Origin of the sequence: Methylorubrum sp. Q1 (assembly GCF_004683995.1) — a bacterium.
Taxonomy (GTDB): Bacteria; Pseudomonadota; Alphaproteobacteria; order Rhizobiales; family Beijerinckiaceae; genus Methylobacterium.
On record NZ_SRHQ01000003.1, the window covers coordinates 66,256 to 84,006 of the forward strand.

Below are 17,751 nucleotides of genomic sequence, written 5' to 3' on the forward strand. Positions count from 1 at the left end.
CATTCCTCCTGCGGCCGTTCGGGCATCAGGCGCCGCTCCGGCTCGATCCATTGTCAAGATGTCTCTCAAGCGATTCCAAGGTAGGAAGGCAAGGCCATTCGGGTAGCGGCAGGCCAGCGCAGGGGGATACGCAGGGAACGCCCGTGCGACGATCCGCAGGACGCATCCGGGCGTTGTCCACAGGTCGCTCCCACGCCACATGGAAACGATGACGGCAAACCACGCGGATACCGACGCCAGAGGCGACCTGATCTCCTACCTCGACTTCCATGTCGCGGCAGGCGTCGACGCGGCCCTCGACGAGCAACCCCACGACCGCTTCACCGAGGCCGAGTCCGTTCGGGCTGACGCCGCCTCGCAGGCCGAGCCGGCCACGCGCCGCGAGCCCCTCGAACCGCGCCGCGAGCCATTCGAACCCCGCCGCGAGCCACTCGAACCGCGCCGCGAGGCCCTTGAGCCGCGCCGCGAGCCTCTTCCACCGCGCAGCGAGCCGCCGCAGCGTGACGCTCCCTCCGCGGAAGGGCCGCTCCTGGAATTCCGGCGTGAACTGCCGAGCCGCAACGCGCCCGCGCGCGAGCCCCCCCGCACCTACGGCAACGCGGCCGGCGCCAAGCCCGGCGAGGCGGCGGACGATGCGCGGGCACGGGCCGCGCAGATGAAGACCCTCGACGAACTGGAAGAGTTGCTGCGCGGCTTCGAGGGCTGCGGCCTGCGCTTCACCGCCAAGAACCTCGTCTTCGCCGACGGCAATCCGCAGGCGCGGGTGATGTTCGTCGGCGAGGCGCCGGGGGCCGACGAGGACCGGATCGGCAAGCCGTTCATGGGACGCTCCGGCCAGCTCCTCGACCGGATGATGGCGGCGATCGGTCTCGACCGGACGAGCGCCTACATCTCCAACGTCGTGCCCTGGCGCCCGCCGGGCAACCGCAACCCGACCCCGCAGGAGATCTCGATCTGCCGCCCCTTCGTCGAGCGTCAGATCGAACTCGCCGACCCCGACATCCTCGTCTGTCTCGGTGCACCCGCGACGCAGACGCTGACCGGCACCAAGGACGGCATCCTCAAGGCGCGCGGACGCTTCTACCCCTACCGCCTCGGCGACGGCCGCGAGATCCGTGCGCTCGCCACCCTCCATCCGGCCTACCTGCTGCGCCAGCCGGTGCAGAAGCGCCTCGCCTGGCGCGACTTCCGGATGCTGAAGAGCGCCCTCGACGGGAGCGCCGCGGGCAAGTAGGCCGGAGACGGCTTAAGCGGAACCGTATCCTCCGCCTCGCCATTCTAGAAACCAGGTCCGGAATCCCGATGAGGCCGGGCGAGACGCGGGGCGGCGGGAGACTTTATGCGCTGGGACGATTTTCGCGCCTCTGAGAACGTCGAGGACCGGCGCGGCGAGGGCGGCGGCGGGGGCGGCTTCCCCGGCGGCGGCATGGGCGGCCTCGGCATCGGCACGATCGTCATCGTGCTGCTGATCTCGTGGGTCACCGGCATCAACCCGGCGATCCTGCTCGGCGGCGCGCAGCAGATGTCCGGCGGCGGGCAGCAGCGCGAGCAGCGGGTCGATCCCGAGACGCAGGCCCGGCGCGGCGAGGCGCCGACCGATCGCGCCGGCCAGTTCGCCTCAAAAATCCTCGGCAACACCGAGGATGTGTGGAACGAGATCCTGCCGAACCAGACCGGGCGGCCATACAAGCCGACGACGATGGTGCTCTACCAGGGCGGCACCCGTTCGGGCTGCGGCATGGCTCAGGCCGCGATGGGGCCGTTCTACTGCCCGCTCGACAAGAAGGTCTATATCGACCTCGGCTTCTTCAAGGAGATGCAGACCAAGTTCGGGGTGAAGGGCGATTTCGCCTATGCCTACGTCATTGCCCACGAGGTCGGCCACCACGTGCAGGACGTGCTCGGCATCCTCGGCAAGGTGCAGAGCCGCCAGCAGAACGCGAGCAGCAAGACGGAGGCAAACCAGCTCTCCGTGCGCGTGGAGCTGATGGCCGACTGCCTCGCCGGCGTCTGGGCCAAGAACTCGAACGACCGCTGGAACGCCCTCGACCAGAACGACATCAAGGAAGCGCTCAACGCCGCCAGCGCCATCGGCGACGACAAGCTGCAGGAAAAGTCGCAAGGCTACGCCGTGCCGGATTCCTTCACCCACGGCTCCTCCGAGCAGCGGATGCGCTGGTTCATGACCGGCTACAAGAGCGGGCAGACCAAGTCCTGCGACACCTTCCGCGCCAGCCGCGGCTGATTCTCTTGGAATTTGGGAAGGCTGCTATGGCCGAGACCGCGCGTGAGCTGATGCTCGCCGGAAAGCCCTATCGCGGCGACGATCCGGAACTGATCGCGCTTCGCAACGCGGCCAAACGGCGGCTCCTGCGGCTCAACGCCATGGAGCCCGAGGATGCGGCCGGCCGTGAGACGGTGATCCGCGAACTTCTCGGATCGGCCGGGCGCAACCCGACGATCTGCCCCGGATTCGCCTGCGACTACGGCGGCAACATCACGGTGGGCGACGACTTCTTCTGCAACTTCAACTGCGTCTTCCTCGACTGCGCCCCGATCACCATCGGCCACCGCGCGCAGATCGCCCCGATGGTGCAGCTCTACACCGCCGAGCACCCCCTCGACCGCGCCGCGCGGGCCGCGTTCTGGGAATCGGCCCGGCCCATCACCATCGGCGACGACGTGTGGATCGGCGGCGGCGCGATCCTGCTCCCGGGCATCACCGTCGGCGACGGGGCGGTGATCGGCGCGGGCGCGGTGGTGACCCGCGACGTGGCGCCCTACGCTGTCGTGGCGGGAAACCCGGCAAAGGTCGTGAAGTGGACGAAGGAGTGACCTGAACGGACAGCGCAGACAGTGGCGCCGCGCGCTACTCCACCCGCACCCAGCCCTGAGGCATCAGCCGCTCCTGCGGCTTGAACTTGGCCTTGTAGTCCATCTTGCGGGAGCCATCGACCCAGTAGCCGAGATACAGATACGGCAGGCCGAGGGCGCGGGCCCGGCGGATGTGGTCGAGGATCATGTAGGTGCCGAGGCTGCGGCTCGCCTCGTCGGGATCGTAGAACGAGTAGACCATCGACAGGCCGTCGGCGAGCACGTCGGTGAGGCAGACGGCGACGGGGGCGCCGACGCCGCGGCCATGGATCGCACTGTCGGGCCCGCGCTCGCGGTAGACCACGAGATGGGTGTCGACGTGGCTGTCCTCGATCATCATCGCGTAATCGAGCACCGTCATGTCGACCATGCCGCCATCGCCGTGGCGGGCATCGAGATAGCGGCGGAACAGGGCGTATTGCTCGGAGGCCGGACGGTTCGGCTCCGGCGTGCCGATGAGTTCGGCATTGCGCTGGAGGATGCGCCGCTGGCTCCCGGCGATCGCGAAATCCTCCACCACCACCCGCACCGACACGCAGGCGCGGCAGGTCTCACAGGCCGGGCGGTAGGCGATGGTCTGCGAGCGGCGGAAGCCGCCCTGGGTCAGGATCTCGTTGAGGTCCCGGGCGCGCCGCCCCACGAGGTGGGTGAACACCTTCCGCTCCTCCTGGCCCGGCAGGTAGGGGCAAGGGGAGGGCGCCGTGAGGTAGAATTGCGGTGTGTCGCGCGGATGGCTCGTCACGCTGAGAAGGCTCGCCCTCGGGGCCACGGCATCGAACGCTGGCACCGCAGCCAATGTAACGGGATCGCCGCAGGGCTCAACCGGATTGATGGGTCATGACGGCGGCTTTCCGCCGCCATTCCCTCACCCGAAGGGGGGATCAGTCGCGCACGACGGCGAGACCCAGCAGCAGGTCGTGGCCGAGGCGCCGGTCGGAGCGGACGAGGCCGAACAGCACGTCGACGCACCAGAGCAGGAAGGTCGAGATCGCCACGTAGAACAGCAGCGCGTGGATGCCCGCCGTCAGGAAATCCACCGGACGCCCGCTCTCGGGCGCCACCACGCGCAGGCCGAGCATGCGCATCCCGAGCGTGCTCTGCTTAGAGCCGCCCACCGTGATCGCGCTGTAGAGGATGCCGCTGACGCCGAGGATCGGGAACAGCATCCAGGCAAAGCCGAAGGTCAGCACGCCGAGGATCGCGATCGCCGTGGCGAGCACGGCCGTGAACACGAAGATGAAGGCGAGATCGAGCAGGTAGGCGACCGTGCGCCCGCCGAGGCTCGCCCGCACATACGGCACGGGAAATCCGCCCTGGCCCGGCATTCCCGTCGGGTTGGTGTAGCCGGGGTGATAACCGGGCTGAAAATCCGTCATGGCCGCCGCTTCCTCGACCGTTGCGTGCACTCCGATCAAGTGGGGAGACGAAGCGGTGCTGCCAAGAGGAGAGTCGAGAGGGCCGCTCAGCCCGAGGCAGGGGGGCGGGATGCGCGGCGTCCCGTCAGCGGGCGCCGGGATCGGCCGCCTCAGCCTCGGGCGTGGTTAGATAGTAGCGCCTGAGCAAGTAGAGCGAGGCGCCGCTCACCGGCCCCTGCTCGGTCGTCACCGCGCTGAGGTCGTCGCCGGCACCGAAATGGCAGACCAGGAAGCGGGGCCGGGTCGCCTCGGCCTTCGGAATCGCACCGGTGCCGCCCACGAGACGGTAATCGACCCGCACGCTGCCGCGGCTCGCGCCCGATCCCACACGTCGCAGGTCGATCTCGGCGCCGGGTGGGGCGAGTGCCGGCACCGCCCGGCGGCAGAGCATCGCCCGGCGCGCATCGAGCGCCGTGTCGCAACCGAATCCGGCGGCGAGCCAGAGGATGACGGCGCCCGCCAGCGCCGCCCGCTCGATGCGGACCAAGGTCGTCGCGCCCGGGGTCGGCCCGTCAGGCGCCCGCGCGCAGGCGCTCGGCGACGCGGGGAGCGTAGTAGGTCAGCACCCCGTCGGCGCCCGCGCGTTTGAAGGCGAGCAGGCTCTCGGTCATGGCGCGGTCGCCGTCGAGCCAGCCGTTGCGGGCGGCGGCCTCGATCATCGCGTACTCGCCCGACACCTGATAGGCGAAGGTCGGCACGCCGAACTCCGTCTTCACGCGGGTGATGATGTCGAGATAGGGCAAGCCGGGCTTGACCATCACCGAGTCGGCGCCCTCGGCAAGGTCGAGAGCCACCTCGCGCAGGGCCTCGGCCGCGTTGCCGGGATCCATCTGGTAGGTACGCTTGTCGCCGACCAGCGCCGCGCTGGTGCCGATGGCGTCGCGGAACGGCCCGTAGAACGCGCTGGCGTATTTCGCGGCGTAGGCCATGATCTGCACGTCGCGAAAGCCGGCCCGGTCGAGACCGGTGCGGATCGCGCCGACGCGCCCGTCCATCATGTCGGAGGGGGCGATGATGTCGGTGCCGGCCTCGGCCTGGATCAGGCTCTGCTCGACCAGCACCGCCACGGTCTCGTCGTTGAGGATGGCGCCGGCCTCGATCAACCCGTCATGACCGTGGCTGGTATAGGGGTCGAGCGCGACATCGGTCATCACGCCGATCTCGGGGACCGCGCGCTTGACCGCCCGCACCGCCCGGCAGACGAGGTTCTCGCGGTTCAGCGCCTCGGAGCCGGTCGGGTCACGCAGGGACGGCTCGGTGTAGGGGAAGAACGAGATCGCCGGGATGCCGAGCCGCGCGGCGCGCTCGGCCTCGCGCACGATCTCGTCCACGCTCAGGCGCTCGACGCCGGGCATGGAGGCGATCGGCTCGCGGCGTCCCTGCCCCTCGATCACGAAGAGCGGCCAGATCAGGTCATCGACGGTCAGGGTATGCTCGCGCACGAGGCGGCGCGACCAATCCGCCTTGCGGTTGCGGCGCGGGCGCTGGGTCAGGCTCAGCGGCCCCGCACCGGGGGCGGCTTCGCGCGCGGTCTCGATGGCGAGCGGGCGCGGGGTGGCGTCAGACATGAGCCTCAGGACTCCGGTTGCTCCAGAGCGCTCTCGAACCAAAGGGGAGACCGGTTCGGTGCGGAGGAGCGCATCACGACAAAGACGTCAAAGCCATGCTCGACGGCAAGCCCGGCGGCGATGGCTCGGGGCGGAGAATTCCGAATTCGCATCCCCCGGTAACCCTCCCACGATCGGAGGTTGCCCCCAGACGAAGGGGTGAGGAAAGCGCTACGGAACGCGCGGCCATCGACGATGCGCAAGCCTCCTGCTGTTGCATCGTCTACTCGGACAGGCCGGTCTCCACCTTTTCGGGCGGTGCCCTAGCACATCCGGATTCGGGCTCGAAAGGTGCCGTTGCCGCAGGCCGTCGAATGCGGCCGGCGCCGTCCCGAGGGCCGCCCACCGGATCTCGACGGAGCGCTTCTGAACGGTGCCGAAAGAGGTCCCAGGCATGCGGATGCCGTCGGAGGGCAGGTTTTCCAGGCCGTGTCATGAGGCGGTCGATGCGGTCCGGCACCGTCGCATGCTCCGCGTTGACGCCCCACCCGGGAGTTCGTCTAAGAGGGCCGCACAAAGCCTCCGGGCGGAGGGCCCGGCTTCGAGACGGCGGGCATCCGCTGGGGTGACGATGCGGCGGAGGGGAGCGCGGCGGTGGAGCGCGGAATGTCGGGTGGGCAAAAGGCCTCGCAACACCAGGCCTCGCAGCAAGGGGCCTTGCAACGGGACGTGCGAGAGCCGTCGGCCGAGCCCGAGATCGTGTTCGAAACCCGCGGCGAGGCCGGGCTGATCACCCTGACGCGGCCGAGGGCCCTCAATGCCCTCACGCTGCCCATGGTGGAAGCGATGCACCGGCAGCTCCGGGCCTGGGCGGGGGATGCGCGGGTCAGCCGGGTCGTGGTGCGGGGCTCGGGCGGGCGCGCCTTCTGCGCGGGCGGCGACATCCGCCAGATCCACGCCCTCGGCAAGGCCGGGCGCCATGCCGACGTGATGGCGTTCTGGCGCGGGGAATACTGGCTCGACGCCACCGTGAAGTCCTACCCGAAGCCCTACATCGCCCTGATCGAAGGGATCGTGATGGGCGGCGGCGTCGGCATCTCGCTGCACGGCGACGTGCGGGTCGCGGCCGGGAACTACAGCTTCGCCATGCCCGAGACCGGCATCGGCTTCTTCCCCGATGTCGGCGCGACCTATGCCCTGCCGCGCCTGCCCGGCTGCACCGGGCGCTACCTCGCGCTGACGGGCGCACGGATCGGCGCGGGCGACGCGCTCGCCGTCGGCCTTGCGACCCACGCGGCGCGGGGGCAAGATTTCGAGACCCTCATCGAGCGGCTGGCGGGGGGAGGGGAGATCGCCCGCGCCTTCGACGGCCTCGATGCGCCGGTGACGGAGACCGGCCCCCTCGTCGCCGAGCGGGCGCAGATCGACGCCTGCTTCTCCGCCGACACCGTCACGGAGGTGCTCGCCCGGCTCGACGCGGCAGCGCGGGACGGCTCCGCTTTTGCCGGCGCGACCGCGGCGACGATCCGCACCCGCTCGCCCACCAGCCTGACCATCGCCCTGGCACAGATGCGCCGTGGGGCCGGCTTGAGCTTTGCCGAAGCGATGCTCGCCGAGTACCGGCTGTGCGAGCGGGTGATGCGCGGGCACGATTTCTACGAGGGTGTGCGGGCGGTGATCATCGACAAGGACAACCGGCCGGCCTGGCAGCCCGCGACCCTGGACGCCGTCGATGCCGGGGCGATCGAGGCCGCCTTCGGCCCGCTCGACGGCCCCGAGCCGCTTTTCGACGGCAGCCAGGACCCGCACGAAGCGGCGCCCGCCGCGGAGGCACGGCCGTGAGGGCGCTCGCCAAGGTCGGCTCGACCCTCGACGGGCGCGGACGCCCGGGCGCCGGAGCCGGTGACCGGATCGAGGGCACCGCGCCGCGGGCGCAGACCCGCTGGGACGTGGTGCTGGTCTGGTTCATGCGCATCACCGCGCTGGTCTGGCTGGTCAAGGGACTCGCGACCTGGGGCGAGATCCTCGACCTGATTCCCGGCCGGACGCCGTTCGCCGACCTGCCGATGGGACGGCAATCGGCGATCGTCTACTTCGCGGTGATCGATTTCGTGGCCGCGGTCGGCCTGTGGCTGACGAGCGCCTGGGGCGGCGTGGTCTGGCTGCTCGCCGCGACCTCGGCCCTGACGCTGGCGCTGCTGACGCCGCAGCTCCTGCCGATGTCGATGCCGGTGATCGCAGTGCAGGCAAGCATTGTCGCTGTTTACTTCGTGTTATCCTGGCTGGCGGCGCGCGATGTAGGCTGAACAAGAGGTCAACATCATCGTTTCATTTTGCATTTACCGACAGAAGTAAATCGCGAGTTCATCCTGTCGCTTAAATCGGCTTTCATCGGTGGGCCTTAGGTTCACCTCATAAGCGATGCCGGCCAGCAAGAGCCGGACCGAACCGACAGGAAGGCACCACGATGAGCACGAAGGCCGCCAACACCGCCCTCAAGACCACCGACGCCGCTCCGGAGCTTCAGAGTGCCGCCGGCTCCTATCTCGAGGCGCTGCACCTCGTGGAGCGGCTGCACCGCCGCCTCCTCGACGTCATCAAGGACGAGTTCGACCGGCGCGGCCGCGAGGACGTCAACAGTGTCCAGGCGCTGCTGCTCTACAACATCGGCGACAAGGAACTGACCGCGAGCGAGCTGCGCTCGAAGGGCTACTATCTCGGCTCGAACGTGTCCTACAACGTCAAGAAGCTCGTCGAGGCCGGCTTCCTGCACCACGCCCGCTCCAAGACCGACCGGCGCTCGGTGCGCATCAGCCTGACGCCGAAGGGCCGCGAGATCCACGACCTGATCCAGGGCCTCTACGACAAGCACGCCCGCACGATCCAGCCGATCGGCGGTATCTCCGAGGACGATTTCGGCCGCCTCAACCAGGCGCTCTCCCGCCTGGAGCGCTTCTGGACCGACCAGATCCGCTACCGTCTCTGAGATGCTAACCATCTATATTTTCTTAACAATTTATCCGTGTCATCCTGCGAGGGGCGGCACGGAGAAGCGATTCGGTGTAGGGGGTGTCCGGGTCACCTTCGTGCCAGTTGGTTTCGGTTGACGAGACTGTGCATCTGGATTGCAAGGCAGGCATGGCCTGGCAGAGCGAGGCGCATAAGGCGTTCCACCGGACCGCGGTGCTGGTGGGTGCCCGCTACCTCATCATCTGATCCGTGCACGATGTGGCGCGAGCGCTGACCCCACCCGCCAACGACAACCAGCCTTGAAAACTTGGCTGAAATTTGCGGTAATCGAGGAGCGATACCGCAGGTCGACATAGTAGAGCAATCACCGGGGCATGCCGACTTATACGACGGAAAAGCTGAAGGCGATGACGGCCAATGACCGGCTTTCGCTGAGAAATAATGCGCGAAATAAGGGTACACCCGAAGCTCTGGCATTAGTAGAGCAGATCGATGATCTGAAATTACCCCTTGGCTCGGGCGGACTGCCTGAAGATCACCCTCTGTACCAAGAGATGTACGGCATCATCATGTCACCAGAAGGTAAGATGGTGGCTCTGAAGGCCGTAGAGGCCGGGCTCCCGGCGATGGCAGGCATTGATCCCCTGCTGCAGGAGCGGATGGGCAAGCGCTACAACAACGAGCAGCAGATGACGGTCAACGCCGGATACATCACGGGCAGCGTGATGATTAGCCTCGGCTATGAAAAACATAAAGAGGGCGTGACGTTGCCTGCAGGGTGTGTGGCCAAGTCGTCAACAACATGGAAGCTTAAGAAACCACTGAAGTAGCCTCCTGATGGCCGCCGAAGGGCAACGCCACCATTACATCCCAGTGGCATACCTAAAAAATTGGTTGAATGCCGAGGGAAAGGTTTGCCAGTATAGCAGGCCTCATGGCAAGCGAGTCGTTGCCAAAAGCAAACACCCCTCCGGCACTGGGTACGTCAGAGGACTTTACGAGTTCTTTGGCGTTGAAGACCAGCATCTCCGTGAATCTCTAGAACGCGAGTTTATGCGGCCGGTCGATACCCGTGCAGCCGAATTGCTGCAGGAGATGCTGGCTGGCGAACAAACGATGAACAACGTCGAGAAACGCTCGTCTTGGACCACCTTCCTACTCTCCCTGATGTTCCGCATGCCGGAGGACATTAAATTTCACAAAGAGCGCTATCTGCGGGATTGGTTCAAGGCCGATCCCAAACGCCGGAAACACTACAAGAGGCTCTGGCGGCCCGGCATGCCCAACCGGGTGGAGGAGGTTATCGCTCGAATGGATCCCCAGGAGATCGAGTGGCGCGCACTGGATGCGCTGATCCCGCTCATAACGAACCCCCGCATCGCGGAGTTTATCAACCGGATGCAGTGGGGAACCTTCACGCTTCCGTTCCAGGTACCGGCCCTGCTCACGTCTGACCGCCCGCTGATCCTGTCCGGCGGACTGATCGACCCCGACTCGCACATCTTGCTGCCGATCAGCCCAAAAAAAATTTTCTACGCCGTCAATGACCGCAGGGTTATCAAATTCATGATGACCTGCAATCCATCCGAACTGGCCTTTCTGATCAACCGTACAGTGACGCAACAGGCCGTGAGCTATGTATTCGCACAGTGGGACTTGCATACCGAGTTCGTGCAGCGTCACATGGGGACAGGACAGTTACCATCCCTTGTAGAGCGGATGCAGAACAACCCGGGTACACTGAAGGGTTATAGAAGATTGCAGCGTCTTCGAAGAAAGGGCCTGCTGCCCTAGCTGTCGACCAACTGCACCGTTACATTATCGCCGCTGAGTTCGCTGGCGAACATACGGCCCCTGGCTCATGCCGGTGCAGTCGACCTCGAAGCTGTCACCAACCTCGCTCAACTCTCGGAACGGAAACCGGGGACGTCGTCCGCCCCCTTGAGCAATGGCATTTTCGTAACTGCAATCATCGTCCTGTTTTCGTATCCTCGTTGCCGTGGCCCATGGGCGTGATGACCGTGGTGTAAACGTGGCTCATCTCCATCCCGCACTGATATGTAGCCCTTCAGGAAGAGCAGAGGCCCAGCCAGCCCTTGTTGGAGTCAGGCGCGAAGCCCTCCCCCTGGATCGCTTCGCTGACGCTCGCGATGATGAGAGGACGAACGAATCAGAAAAGCATGAGAGCCGGAAGGGTCCAAACCACTCCGGCCTTCCTGCTTTTCGTCGCGTCAGAAGCAAACGAAAAGGGCGCCGCCCTCTCAGGCAGCGCCCCCAGTCTCACCGGATCGAGTCCGGCGACGCCTTCTTAGTTGAAGGTGTCGATCTCAGCGGACTCGTAGGAGGTGACTTCCATGCCGACACAGATCTCGGCAACGACGGGAGCGGACCACTTCATGACGTTTCTCCTGATGGATGAAATTGATGACAACCGAACCGGCCTGGGGCCGGTGACGCCTTCTTAGTTGAAGGTGTCGATCTCGGCGGACTCGTAAGAGGTGACTTCCATGCCGACGCAGATCTCGGCAACGATGGGGGCAGACCACTTCATGGCGTGTCTCCTGATAAAATTTTGAATACGAAGATCGGTCTTTCAACCGGCCTGCCTCGAACTGAGGTGGGCCGCTCGTTCACCGGGTCCCTCGTGTTCGACGCCCTTGATATAGACAATCCGTTGGGCGCAATTCAAGCGGGCCCTACACTTATATTTCTCATAGATTGCTCTCAAAAACGCCCGAGCTGACGATCGAGAGCCGCATCTTTCTGCCGGATGTGCGGAAAAATGCTGGTTTATCAGGGGCATCGTGCCGATCGCCGCGATCCACAGGCGCAGCCGGTCGGACGGCTCACACGCGCTTTTGCCGGTTTCTCCCGATCATTTTTATCGGAAGTCCGACGCTCCGGGCCGGGGCCGGCGCGCGAAGGGCCAGCCTCGGCCCGCCCCCCTGCCGATGTACCCGCTCTTGTGATGCCGGGGGCGATGCGGCAAAGCGGGGCCCTCGCGCGCACACGACGATTTCAAGAGCCCCGAAATGCACGACATCCGCGCCATCCGCGAGAACCCGGAGGCCTTCGACCGCGACCTGGAGCGTCGCGGCCTGGCGCCCCTCAGCGCCGAGCTGATCGCCCTCGACGACGCGCGCAAGGGTGCGGTCTCGGCCGCGCAGGCGGCCCAGGAGCGGCGCAACGCGCTCTCCAAGGAGATCGGCGCCGCCAAGAAGGCCAAGGACGAGGCCCGCGCGACCGCGCTGATGGCCGAGGTCGCCCGCCTCAAGGAGGAGGCGCCGGGCCTTGAGGCCGCGCAGGGCGAGGCGCAAAAAGCCCTCGACGACCGCCTCGCCGCGATCCCGAACCGTCCGAAGGAGGACGTGCCCCTCGGCGCCGACGAGCACGGCAATGTCGAGTACCGCCGCTTCGAGTCCTCCCGCGAGCGCCTGGCGCAGGGCCGCGAGCATTTCGAGCTCGGCGAGGCCACCGGGCTGATGGATTTCGAGGCGGCCGCGAAACTCTCCGGCTCGCGCTTCGTGGTGCTCAAGGGTCAGCTCGCCCGGCTGGAGCGGGCGCTCGGCCAGTTCATGCTCGACCTGCACACGGGCGAGCACGGCTACTTGGAAGTGGCGCCGCCGATTCTGGTTCGCAGCGAGGCCATGTTCGGTACGGCGCAACTGCCGAAATTCGCTGATGACCAGTTTTCCGCATCCACGCCGTTTGCTGCGGCGGCCGACTTCATGCAGCAGGTATTTCAGAAAGATCCAAAGTTCCTTGACGAGGCAGAAAAATTCAGAAGTCGCTTAGAGAACGATGCCTCAAAAGCAACTGTTCGAGAAAACTCGATCTCAGTTGAAGTCTCTTCTGATCTCGCAAGGGAGCAGAAGCAATACTATGATCGAATAAGGCCGCTTGCAGAAGCCGCCGCTCATCGCTGGCTCGTCCCCACGGCGGAAGTCCCGCTCACCAACCTCGTGCGCGAAAGCATCCTGGCGGAGGACGAGCTTCCCCTGCGCTTCACCGCGCTCACCCCCTGCTTCCGCGCGGAGGCCGGGGCGGCGGGGCGCGACACCCGCGGCATGCTGCGCCAGCACCAGTTCAACAAGGTCGAGCTGGTCTCGATCACCGCACCCGAAAAATCGGCCGAGGAGCACGAGCGGATGCTCGCCTGCGCCGAGGCGGTCTTGAAAAAACTCGACCTGACCTATCGGGTCATGACGCTCTGCACCGGCGACATGGGCTTTGCCTCCCAGAAAACCTACGACATCGAGGTCTGGGTGCCCGGCCAGCAGACCTACCGGGAAATCTCGTCCTGCTCGGTCTGCGGCGAGTTCCAGGCGCGGCGGATGAATGCGCGCTACCGGGCCAAGGAGGGCAGGGGGGTCGGCTTCGTCCACACCCTGAACGGCTCCGGCGTCGCGGTCGGCCGCGCGCTGATCGCCGTGATGGAGAACTACCAGAACCCCGACGGCAGCGTCACGATCCCGTCGGCGCTCCAGCCCTACATGGGCGGCCTGAACCGGATCGAGGGACCGAACCACTGATGCGCATCCTGGTCACGAACGACGACGGCATCCACGCGCCGGGCCTGGAGACGCTGGAAGGCATCGCCCGGGCGCTCAGCGACGACGTCTGGGTCGTCGCACCCGAGACCGATCAATCGGGCGTGTCGCACTCGCTCTCGCTCAACGATCCGCTGCGCCTGCGCCAGATCGCGGAGAAGCGCTTCGCGGTGAAGGGCACGCCCTCGGACTGCATCATCATGGGGGTGGCCCACATCCTCAAGGACCACAAACCCGACCTCGTGCTCTCGGGGGTCAACCGCGGCCAGAACGTGGCCGAGGACGTGACCTATTCCGGCACCATCGCCGGGGCGATGGAGGGCACGATCCTCGGCATCCGATCGATCGCGCTGAGCCAGGCCTACGGCGCGGGCGGGCGGGCCAACCTGAAATGGGCCTGCGCCGCCGCGCACGGGCCGCGGGTGATCGAGAAGATCCTGGAGATCGGCATCGAGCCCGGCATCCTCGTCAACGTGAACTTCCCCGATTGCGAGCCGGAGGACGTGCAGGGCGTGGCGGTCTCGGCGCAGGGCCAGCGCAATCAGGCGCTCCTGCAGATCGACGCCCGCCACGACGGGCGCGGCAACCCCTATTTCTGGCTGGCCTTCGCCAAAGCGCGGTTCGAGCCCGGCAACGGCACCGATCTCAAGGCGATCGCCGAGAACCGCATCTCGGTGACGCCGCTGCGGCTCGACCTCACCGACGAGCCGGAACTGACCCGCTTCGCCGCGGCGTTCCGGGCGTGAGCGGGGGCGGGCGGCCGGGCCCTCATGCCGCCTGAAGTCGAAGACCCGGATCGGCTGCCCGCGGGGCTGGCGGAGGCAACCGGCAACGCCGCCTTCGTGCTGGCCCTGCGCGAGCGGGGCGTGCGCGACACCGCCGTGCTGCGGGCGATGGAACAGGTGCCGCGCGAGCGCTTCGCGCCGCCGGCTTTGCGCCCTCATGCACGGCGCGACATCGCCCTGCCGCTCGCCTGCGGCCAGACCATGACGGCGCCGAGCGTCGTCGCGCAGATGCTCGGCGCCCTCGATCTCGCCCCCGGCCAGCGCGTGCTGGAGGTCGGCACCGGCACGGGCTACGTCACCGCCCTGCTGGTGCGGCTCGGGGCGGCCCATGTGCGCAGCCTGGAGCGCTACGAGGGGCTCGCCCGCGCGGCACGGGCACATCTCGGGCGCGACCTTTCCGACGCCACCGTCGAGACCAATGACGGGCTCGCGCCCGAAGTCGTGCGCGGCGGAAGCTACGACCGCATCCTCGTCAACGGCAGCCTTGCCGCGCTGCCGCCGCACCTCCCCGCCGCGCTCAAATCCGGCGGCCGGCTGGTGGCGGGGCATTGGACCGGGCGGGGGAGCCGGCTCGTGACGCTGACCCGCGACAGCGCGGCCGCCTACGCCCGCACGGAAGGAGCGGCCCTGCGTCTCGGCCCCCTGACGCCGGGGCGTGCACTGGGCCCGTAGCGGCCCGACAACGGTTCGGCGCGTGCGCGTCGAGAGGAGGTCTCGCCCGCTCGGACGGGCGATCGGCGCCGTTGCCAGACTCCCTCAACCTTTACGGAACCCGCGTGAATCCGATCCCCGCGACGATCTCGGGAACGGTTGCTTAACCTGAATCCCGTTTGAATAGCTCATCACGTTGCGTCAGTGTTTAAGCGGGTGCGTCGATGCGGGTTCGGGGGAAAATACTGGGCTTGAGGACGCTGTCGCGCTTCGCCCTCATCGGTATGATCGGCGGTGGCACCGCTGCTTGTTCGTCGGACGCCTCGCGTCTCGGCGATCCCTTCACCAACCCGTTCGCTTCGCTGACGGGTGAGCCCTCGGCCACCGGCAGCCTGCCGAACGACGGCGTCGAGGGCGAGATGGCGCCGGCGCCTGCGATCCGCACGCCGCGCATCCAGTCCCAGGCGCTGCCTGCTCCCGGCCCGGCCCTGTCGCCGCGCCCCGGCGCGATCAGCGCCGCCCCGGCCGCGCCCCGGACCGTGACCCGCGTCGCGACGGCCGAGCCGATCTCCGGCGGCATGGCGGGCAACGTGGCCGGCCTGAACCCCGATGCGGGCCGTGCGATGACGCCGCGCGCCTCCGCCCCGGCGCCGCAGCCCAAGCTCCAGTTCGGCAAGCCCGTCGATAAGGCGGCTGAGAAGCGCGCCGCCGAGGCCGCTGCCGCGAAGGCGGCCGAGGCCCGCCGCGACGCCGAGCGGCAGGTTGCCGCCGCCAAGGTCGCCGAGGCCAAGGCGGCCGAAGCCAAGGCCGCGGAGAAGGCGGCGCAGTCGAAGAAGCTCGCCGAGTCCAAGGCGGCCGAGGCGAAGAAGGCGGCGGAGGCTGCCAAGCATCCGCGTCCGGGCCAGAAGGGCGTCGAGAAGGTCGCCAAAGCCGAAACGAAGGTCGATCCGAAGGATGCGGCCAAGGAGGCTGCGAAGGCGGAAGCCGCCCGCAAGGCCGAAGCCGACGCCCGGCAGGCCAAGGCGGACGCCGCCAAGAAGCTCGCCGAGGCCCGCGCCGCGGAAACGGCCGCGAAGGCCGCCGCCAAGGAGAGCAAGGAGGCCGCCAAGGCGTCCGCGAAGGACGCGGCACCGGCTGCCCCCGTGAAGGTCGCCAGCGCCGACGCCGCCGCCCCGATCCCGGCCGCCGCCCCGCAGGCCCCGGCCGCCGCCCCGCAGGCCCCGGCCGAGTCGTTCCGCTGGCCCGCAAAGGGCCGCATCATCAATGCCTACGGCTCGTCCGGCAACGAGGGCATCAACATCGCCGTGCCCGAGGGCACGCCGGTCAAGGCCGCCGAGGACGGCACCGTGGCCTATGCCGGCTCCGACGTGAAGGGCTACGGCAAGCTGGTGCTGGTGCGGCACAACAACGGCTACGTCTCGGCCTACGCCCATAACGGCGAGCTGGACGTGCGCCCCGGCGAGAAGGTGAAGCGCGGCCAGACCATCGCCAAGTCGGGCGCCACCGGCAACGTCACCTCGCCCCAGCTCCACTTCGAGCTGCGCAAGGGCGCGACCCCGGTCGATCCGATGCCCCATCTCGGCGGCTGATCTTTTCCGATCCCCGCAGACAAAGGGCGGCTCCTCGCGGAGCCGCCCTTTGTCGTTCATCCCTTCCCTTTCAGCTGTGCCCCCTCTCCGCAGGGGGGGGAGGCACGGCAATCCGGGTCGTGCGGCCGGACGAACTATCCGTCGAGCCGCTGACCCAACCGTCCGGCCAGATCCTGGATGAACTGGAACGCGGTGCGCCCGGAGCGCGAGCCGCGGGTGGTGGCCCATTCGAGCGCCTCGGCCCGCACCCGGTCCGGCTCCACGTCGAGTGCGTAGCGCTCCACATAGGCGCGGATCATCGCCAGATATTCGTCCTGGCTGCATTTGTGGAAGCCGAGCCAGAGGCCGAAACGGTCGGAGAGCGAGACCTTCTCCTCCACCGCCTCACCGGGATTGATCGCGGTGGAGCGCTCGTTCTCGACCATCTCGCGGGCCAGCAGGTGGCGCCGGTTCGAGGTGGCGTAGAACAGCACGTTGCCTGGCCGGCCCTCGATACCGCCGTCGAGCGCGGTCTTGAGCGACTTGTAGGAGGTGTCGTCGGCATCGAACGAGAGATCGTCGCAGAACACCAGCCAGGGGTGCGGGTCGTTCCGGAGCAGGCTCATCAGCTCGGGCAATGCCTCGATGTCCTCGCGGTGGATCTCCACGAGCTTCATCGGCCGCGCGCCCTCCGGCCGGCGGGCGTTGATCTCGGCATGGGCCGCCTTGACCAGCGAGGACTTGCCCATGCCGCGCGCGCCCCAGAGCAGGGCGTTGTTGGCCGGCAAGCCGCGGGCGAAGCGCTCGGTGTTCTCCACCAGGGTGTCGCGGGCGCGGTCGATGCCGGTGAGGAGGCCGATCTCGACGCGGTTGACCCGCGGCACCGGGATCAGCCGCCGCTCGGGCCCCCACAGGAAGGCGTCGGCGGCGCTCGTATCCACCTTCGGGACGGTGGGCGGCGCGGCGCGCTCCAGGGCTGCGGCGATCCGCTCCAGAAGCGGCAGGAGATTCGGAATGGGGTCGGCAGGCGTCGGCTCTGAAGCCATGATCTCGGGTCCGGTTGCGGGGGAGGGCGGCCGCCCTCGCTGAGGTGGCGCCTTTTAGGCGAAGGTCGAAAGAAAGGGGAACCGCGGCGGCGCCGGCCCGGATGCATCCCAGGGCTTCGCCCTGGTTTTACTACGGCCTCGGCTTCGCCCTGGTTTTACGACGGCCTCAAGCGCCAGCGGCCACCTCCGCGGCCTCAGGCTGTCGCTCCGCTCGATGCTGTCCGGGGCTCACGCCCCGAAAAGCCCGCTCCGCGCGGCGCTCTTCGCGCCGCGAAGCCGCCCGAGCGGCTTCGAAGCGATTGCCCTGCGGATGCATCGCCCGCCGTTGCTTTCGAATCGCCCGTC

General features: G+C 67.6%; 19 protein-coding genes. 12 read left to right on the forward strand and 7 right to left on the reverse strand.

The window, feature by feature from the left end:
- Positions 1-199 precede the first annotated feature (199 nt).
- The 3 genes from E4V01_RS03905 to E4V01_RS03915 all read left to right on the forward strand — a co-directional run bounded on the left by E4V01_RS03905 (position 200) and on the right by E4V01_RS03915 (position 2,835).
- A complete protein-coding gene (locus E4V01_RS03905) occupies positions 200-1,234 on the forward strand; it encodes a uracil-DNA glycosylase family protein (protein ID WP_135297454.1) in 1,035 nt (344 codons plus the stop codon).
- 105 nt (positions 1,235-1,339) lie between these two features.
- Positions 1,340-2,245: a neutral zinc metallopeptidase gene (locus E4V01_RS03910; protein ID WP_135297455.1), complete on the forward strand. Its 906-nt coding sequence runs from the start codon at positions 1,340-1,342 to the stop codon at positions 2,243-2,245.
- Positions 2,246-2,271: 26 nt separating this feature from the next.
- Complete coding sequence (locus E4V01_RS03915) at positions 2,272-2,835, forward strand: sugar O-acetyltransferase (RefSeq protein WP_135297456.1); 564 nt, start codon at positions 2,272-2,274, stop codon at positions 2,833-2,835.
- Positions 2,836-2,869: 34 nt separating this feature from the next.
- Here E4V01_RS03915 and E4V01_RS03920 read toward each other — a convergent pair whose 3' ends face one another.
- From E4V01_RS03920 to hemB, 4 genes are all read right to left on the reverse strand, one after another.
- The gene (locus E4V01_RS03920) at positions 2,870-3,616 is read right to left on the reverse strand and encodes an arginyltransferase (protein ID WP_060772385.1); all 747 of its coding nucleotides are present in this window, start codon (positions 3,614-3,616) and stop codon (positions 2,870-2,872) included.
- Positions 3,617-3,755: 139 nt separating this feature from the next.
- Positions 3,756-4,250 (reverse strand): RDD family protein, encoded by a 495-nt coding sequence (locus E4V01_RS03925; RefSeq protein ID WP_060771471.1) that lies wholly within the window; start codon positions 4,248-4,250, stop codon positions 3,756-3,758.
- Between the two features lie 124 nt (positions 4,251-4,374).
- A complete protein-coding gene (locus E4V01_RS03930) occupies positions 4,375-4,776 on the reverse strand; it encodes a hypothetical protein (protein WP_135297457.1) in 402 nt (133 codons plus the stop codon).
- A gap of 25 nt (positions 4,777-4,801) precedes the next feature.
- Positions 4,802-5,857 (reverse strand): porphobilinogen synthase, encoded by a 1,056-nt coding sequence (gene hemB, locus E4V01_RS03935; protein WP_060771469.1) that lies wholly within the window; start codon positions 5,855-5,857, stop codon positions 4,802-4,804.
- A gap of 645 nt (positions 5,858-6,502) precedes the next feature.
- Between hemB and E4V01_RS03940 the strand changes: the two genes are divergently transcribed.
- The 5 genes from E4V01_RS03940 to E4V01_RS03960 all read left to right on the forward strand — a co-directional run bounded on the left by E4V01_RS03940 (position 6,503) and on the right by E4V01_RS03960 (position 10,600).
- On the forward strand, positions 6,503-7,678 hold the full coding sequence (locus E4V01_RS03940) for an enoyl-CoA hydratase/isomerase family protein (RefSeq protein ID WP_135297458.1): 1,176 nt from the start codon (positions 6,503-6,505) through the stop codon (positions 7,676-7,678).
- Complete coding sequence (locus E4V01_RS03945) at positions 7,675-8,142, forward strand: DUF6163 family protein (protein WP_135297459.1); 468 nt, start codon at positions 7,675-7,677, stop codon at positions 8,140-8,142. Before E4V01_RS03940 ends, E4V01_RS03945 begins: the two co-directional genes overlap by 4 nt.
- A gap of 161 nt (positions 8,143-8,303) precedes the next feature.
- Positions 8,304-8,822 carry a transcriptional regulator LdtR gene (ldtR, locus tag E4V01_RS03950; RefSeq protein WP_060771466.1) on the forward strand — a complete coding sequence of 173 codons (519 nt, stop codon included), beginning with the start codon at positions 8,304-8,306 and terminating at the stop codon, positions 8,820-8,822.
- A 358-nt stretch (positions 8,823-9,180) separates the two neighbouring features.
- Complete coding sequence (locus E4V01_RS03955; protein ID WP_135297460.1) at positions 9,181-9,636, forward strand: hypothetical protein; 456 nt, start codon at positions 9,181-9,183, stop codon at positions 9,634-9,636.
- A gap of 7 nt (positions 9,637-9,643) precedes the next feature.
- The gene (locus tag E4V01_RS03960) at positions 9,644-10,600 is read left to right on the forward strand and encodes a DUF4238 domain-containing protein (protein WP_135297461.1); all 957 of its coding nucleotides are present in this window, start codon (positions 9,644-9,646) and stop codon (positions 10,598-10,600) included.
- A 514-nt stretch (positions 10,601-11,114) separates the two neighbouring features.
- On the opposite strand, the gene pqqA (E4V01_RS03965) is transcribed toward E4V01_RS03960, so the two are convergent.
- Both pqqA (E4V01_RS03965) and pqqA (E4V01_RS03970) read right to left on the reverse strand, forming a co-directional pair.
- Positions 11,115-11,204, reverse strand: a complete 90-nt coding sequence (gene pqqA, locus E4V01_RS03965) for a pyrroloquinoline quinone precursor peptide PqqA (protein ID WP_015857429.1) — start codon at positions 11,202-11,204, stop codon at positions 11,115-11,117.
- A gap of 63 nt (positions 11,205-11,267) precedes the next feature.
- Positions 11,268-11,357 carry a pyrroloquinoline quinone precursor peptide PqqA gene (gene pqqA / locus E4V01_RS03970; RefSeq protein WP_015824334.1) on the reverse strand — a complete coding sequence of 30 codons (90 nt, stop codon included), beginning with the start codon at positions 11,355-11,357 and terminating at the stop codon, positions 11,268-11,270.
- Positions 11,358-11,838: 481 nt separating this feature from the next.
- Here pqqA (E4V01_RS03970) and serS point away from each other — a divergent pair, with 481 nt between their 5' ends.
- From serS to E4V01_RS03990, 4 genes are all read left to right on the forward strand, one after another.
- Positions 11,839-13,338 (forward strand): serine--tRNA ligase, encoded by a 1,500-nt coding sequence (gene serS, locus E4V01_RS03975; RefSeq protein ID WP_135297462.1) that lies wholly within the window; start codon positions 11,839-11,841, stop codon positions 13,336-13,338.
- Positions 13,338-14,102, forward strand: a complete 765-nt coding sequence (surE, locus tag E4V01_RS03980; protein WP_135297463.1) for a 5'/3'-nucleotidase SurE — start codon at positions 13,338-13,340, stop codon at positions 14,100-14,102. Before serS ends, surE begins: the two co-directional genes overlap by 1 nt.
- Positions 14,103-14,126: 24 nt before the next feature.
- Positions 14,127-14,813 (forward strand): protein-L-isoaspartate O-methyltransferase, encoded by a 687-nt coding sequence (locus tag E4V01_RS03985; protein ID WP_135297464.1) that lies wholly within the window; start codon positions 14,127-14,129, stop codon positions 14,811-14,813.
- Positions 14,814-15,016: 203 nt separating this feature from the next.
- Positions 15,017-16,381 (forward strand): murein hydrolase activator EnvC, encoded by a 1,365-nt coding sequence (locus E4V01_RS03990; RefSeq protein WP_135297465.1) that lies wholly within the window; start codon positions 15,017-15,019, stop codon positions 16,379-16,381.
- 134 nt (positions 16,382-16,515) lie between these two features.
- On the opposite strand, the gene E4V01_RS03995 is transcribed toward E4V01_RS03990, so the two are convergent.
- Positions 16,516-17,406 (reverse strand): ATP-binding protein, encoded by an 891-nt coding sequence (locus E4V01_RS03995; RefSeq protein ID WP_056499610.1) that lies wholly within the window; start codon positions 17,404-17,406, stop codon positions 16,516-16,518.
- Positions 17,407-17,751: the final 345 nt, after the last annotated feature.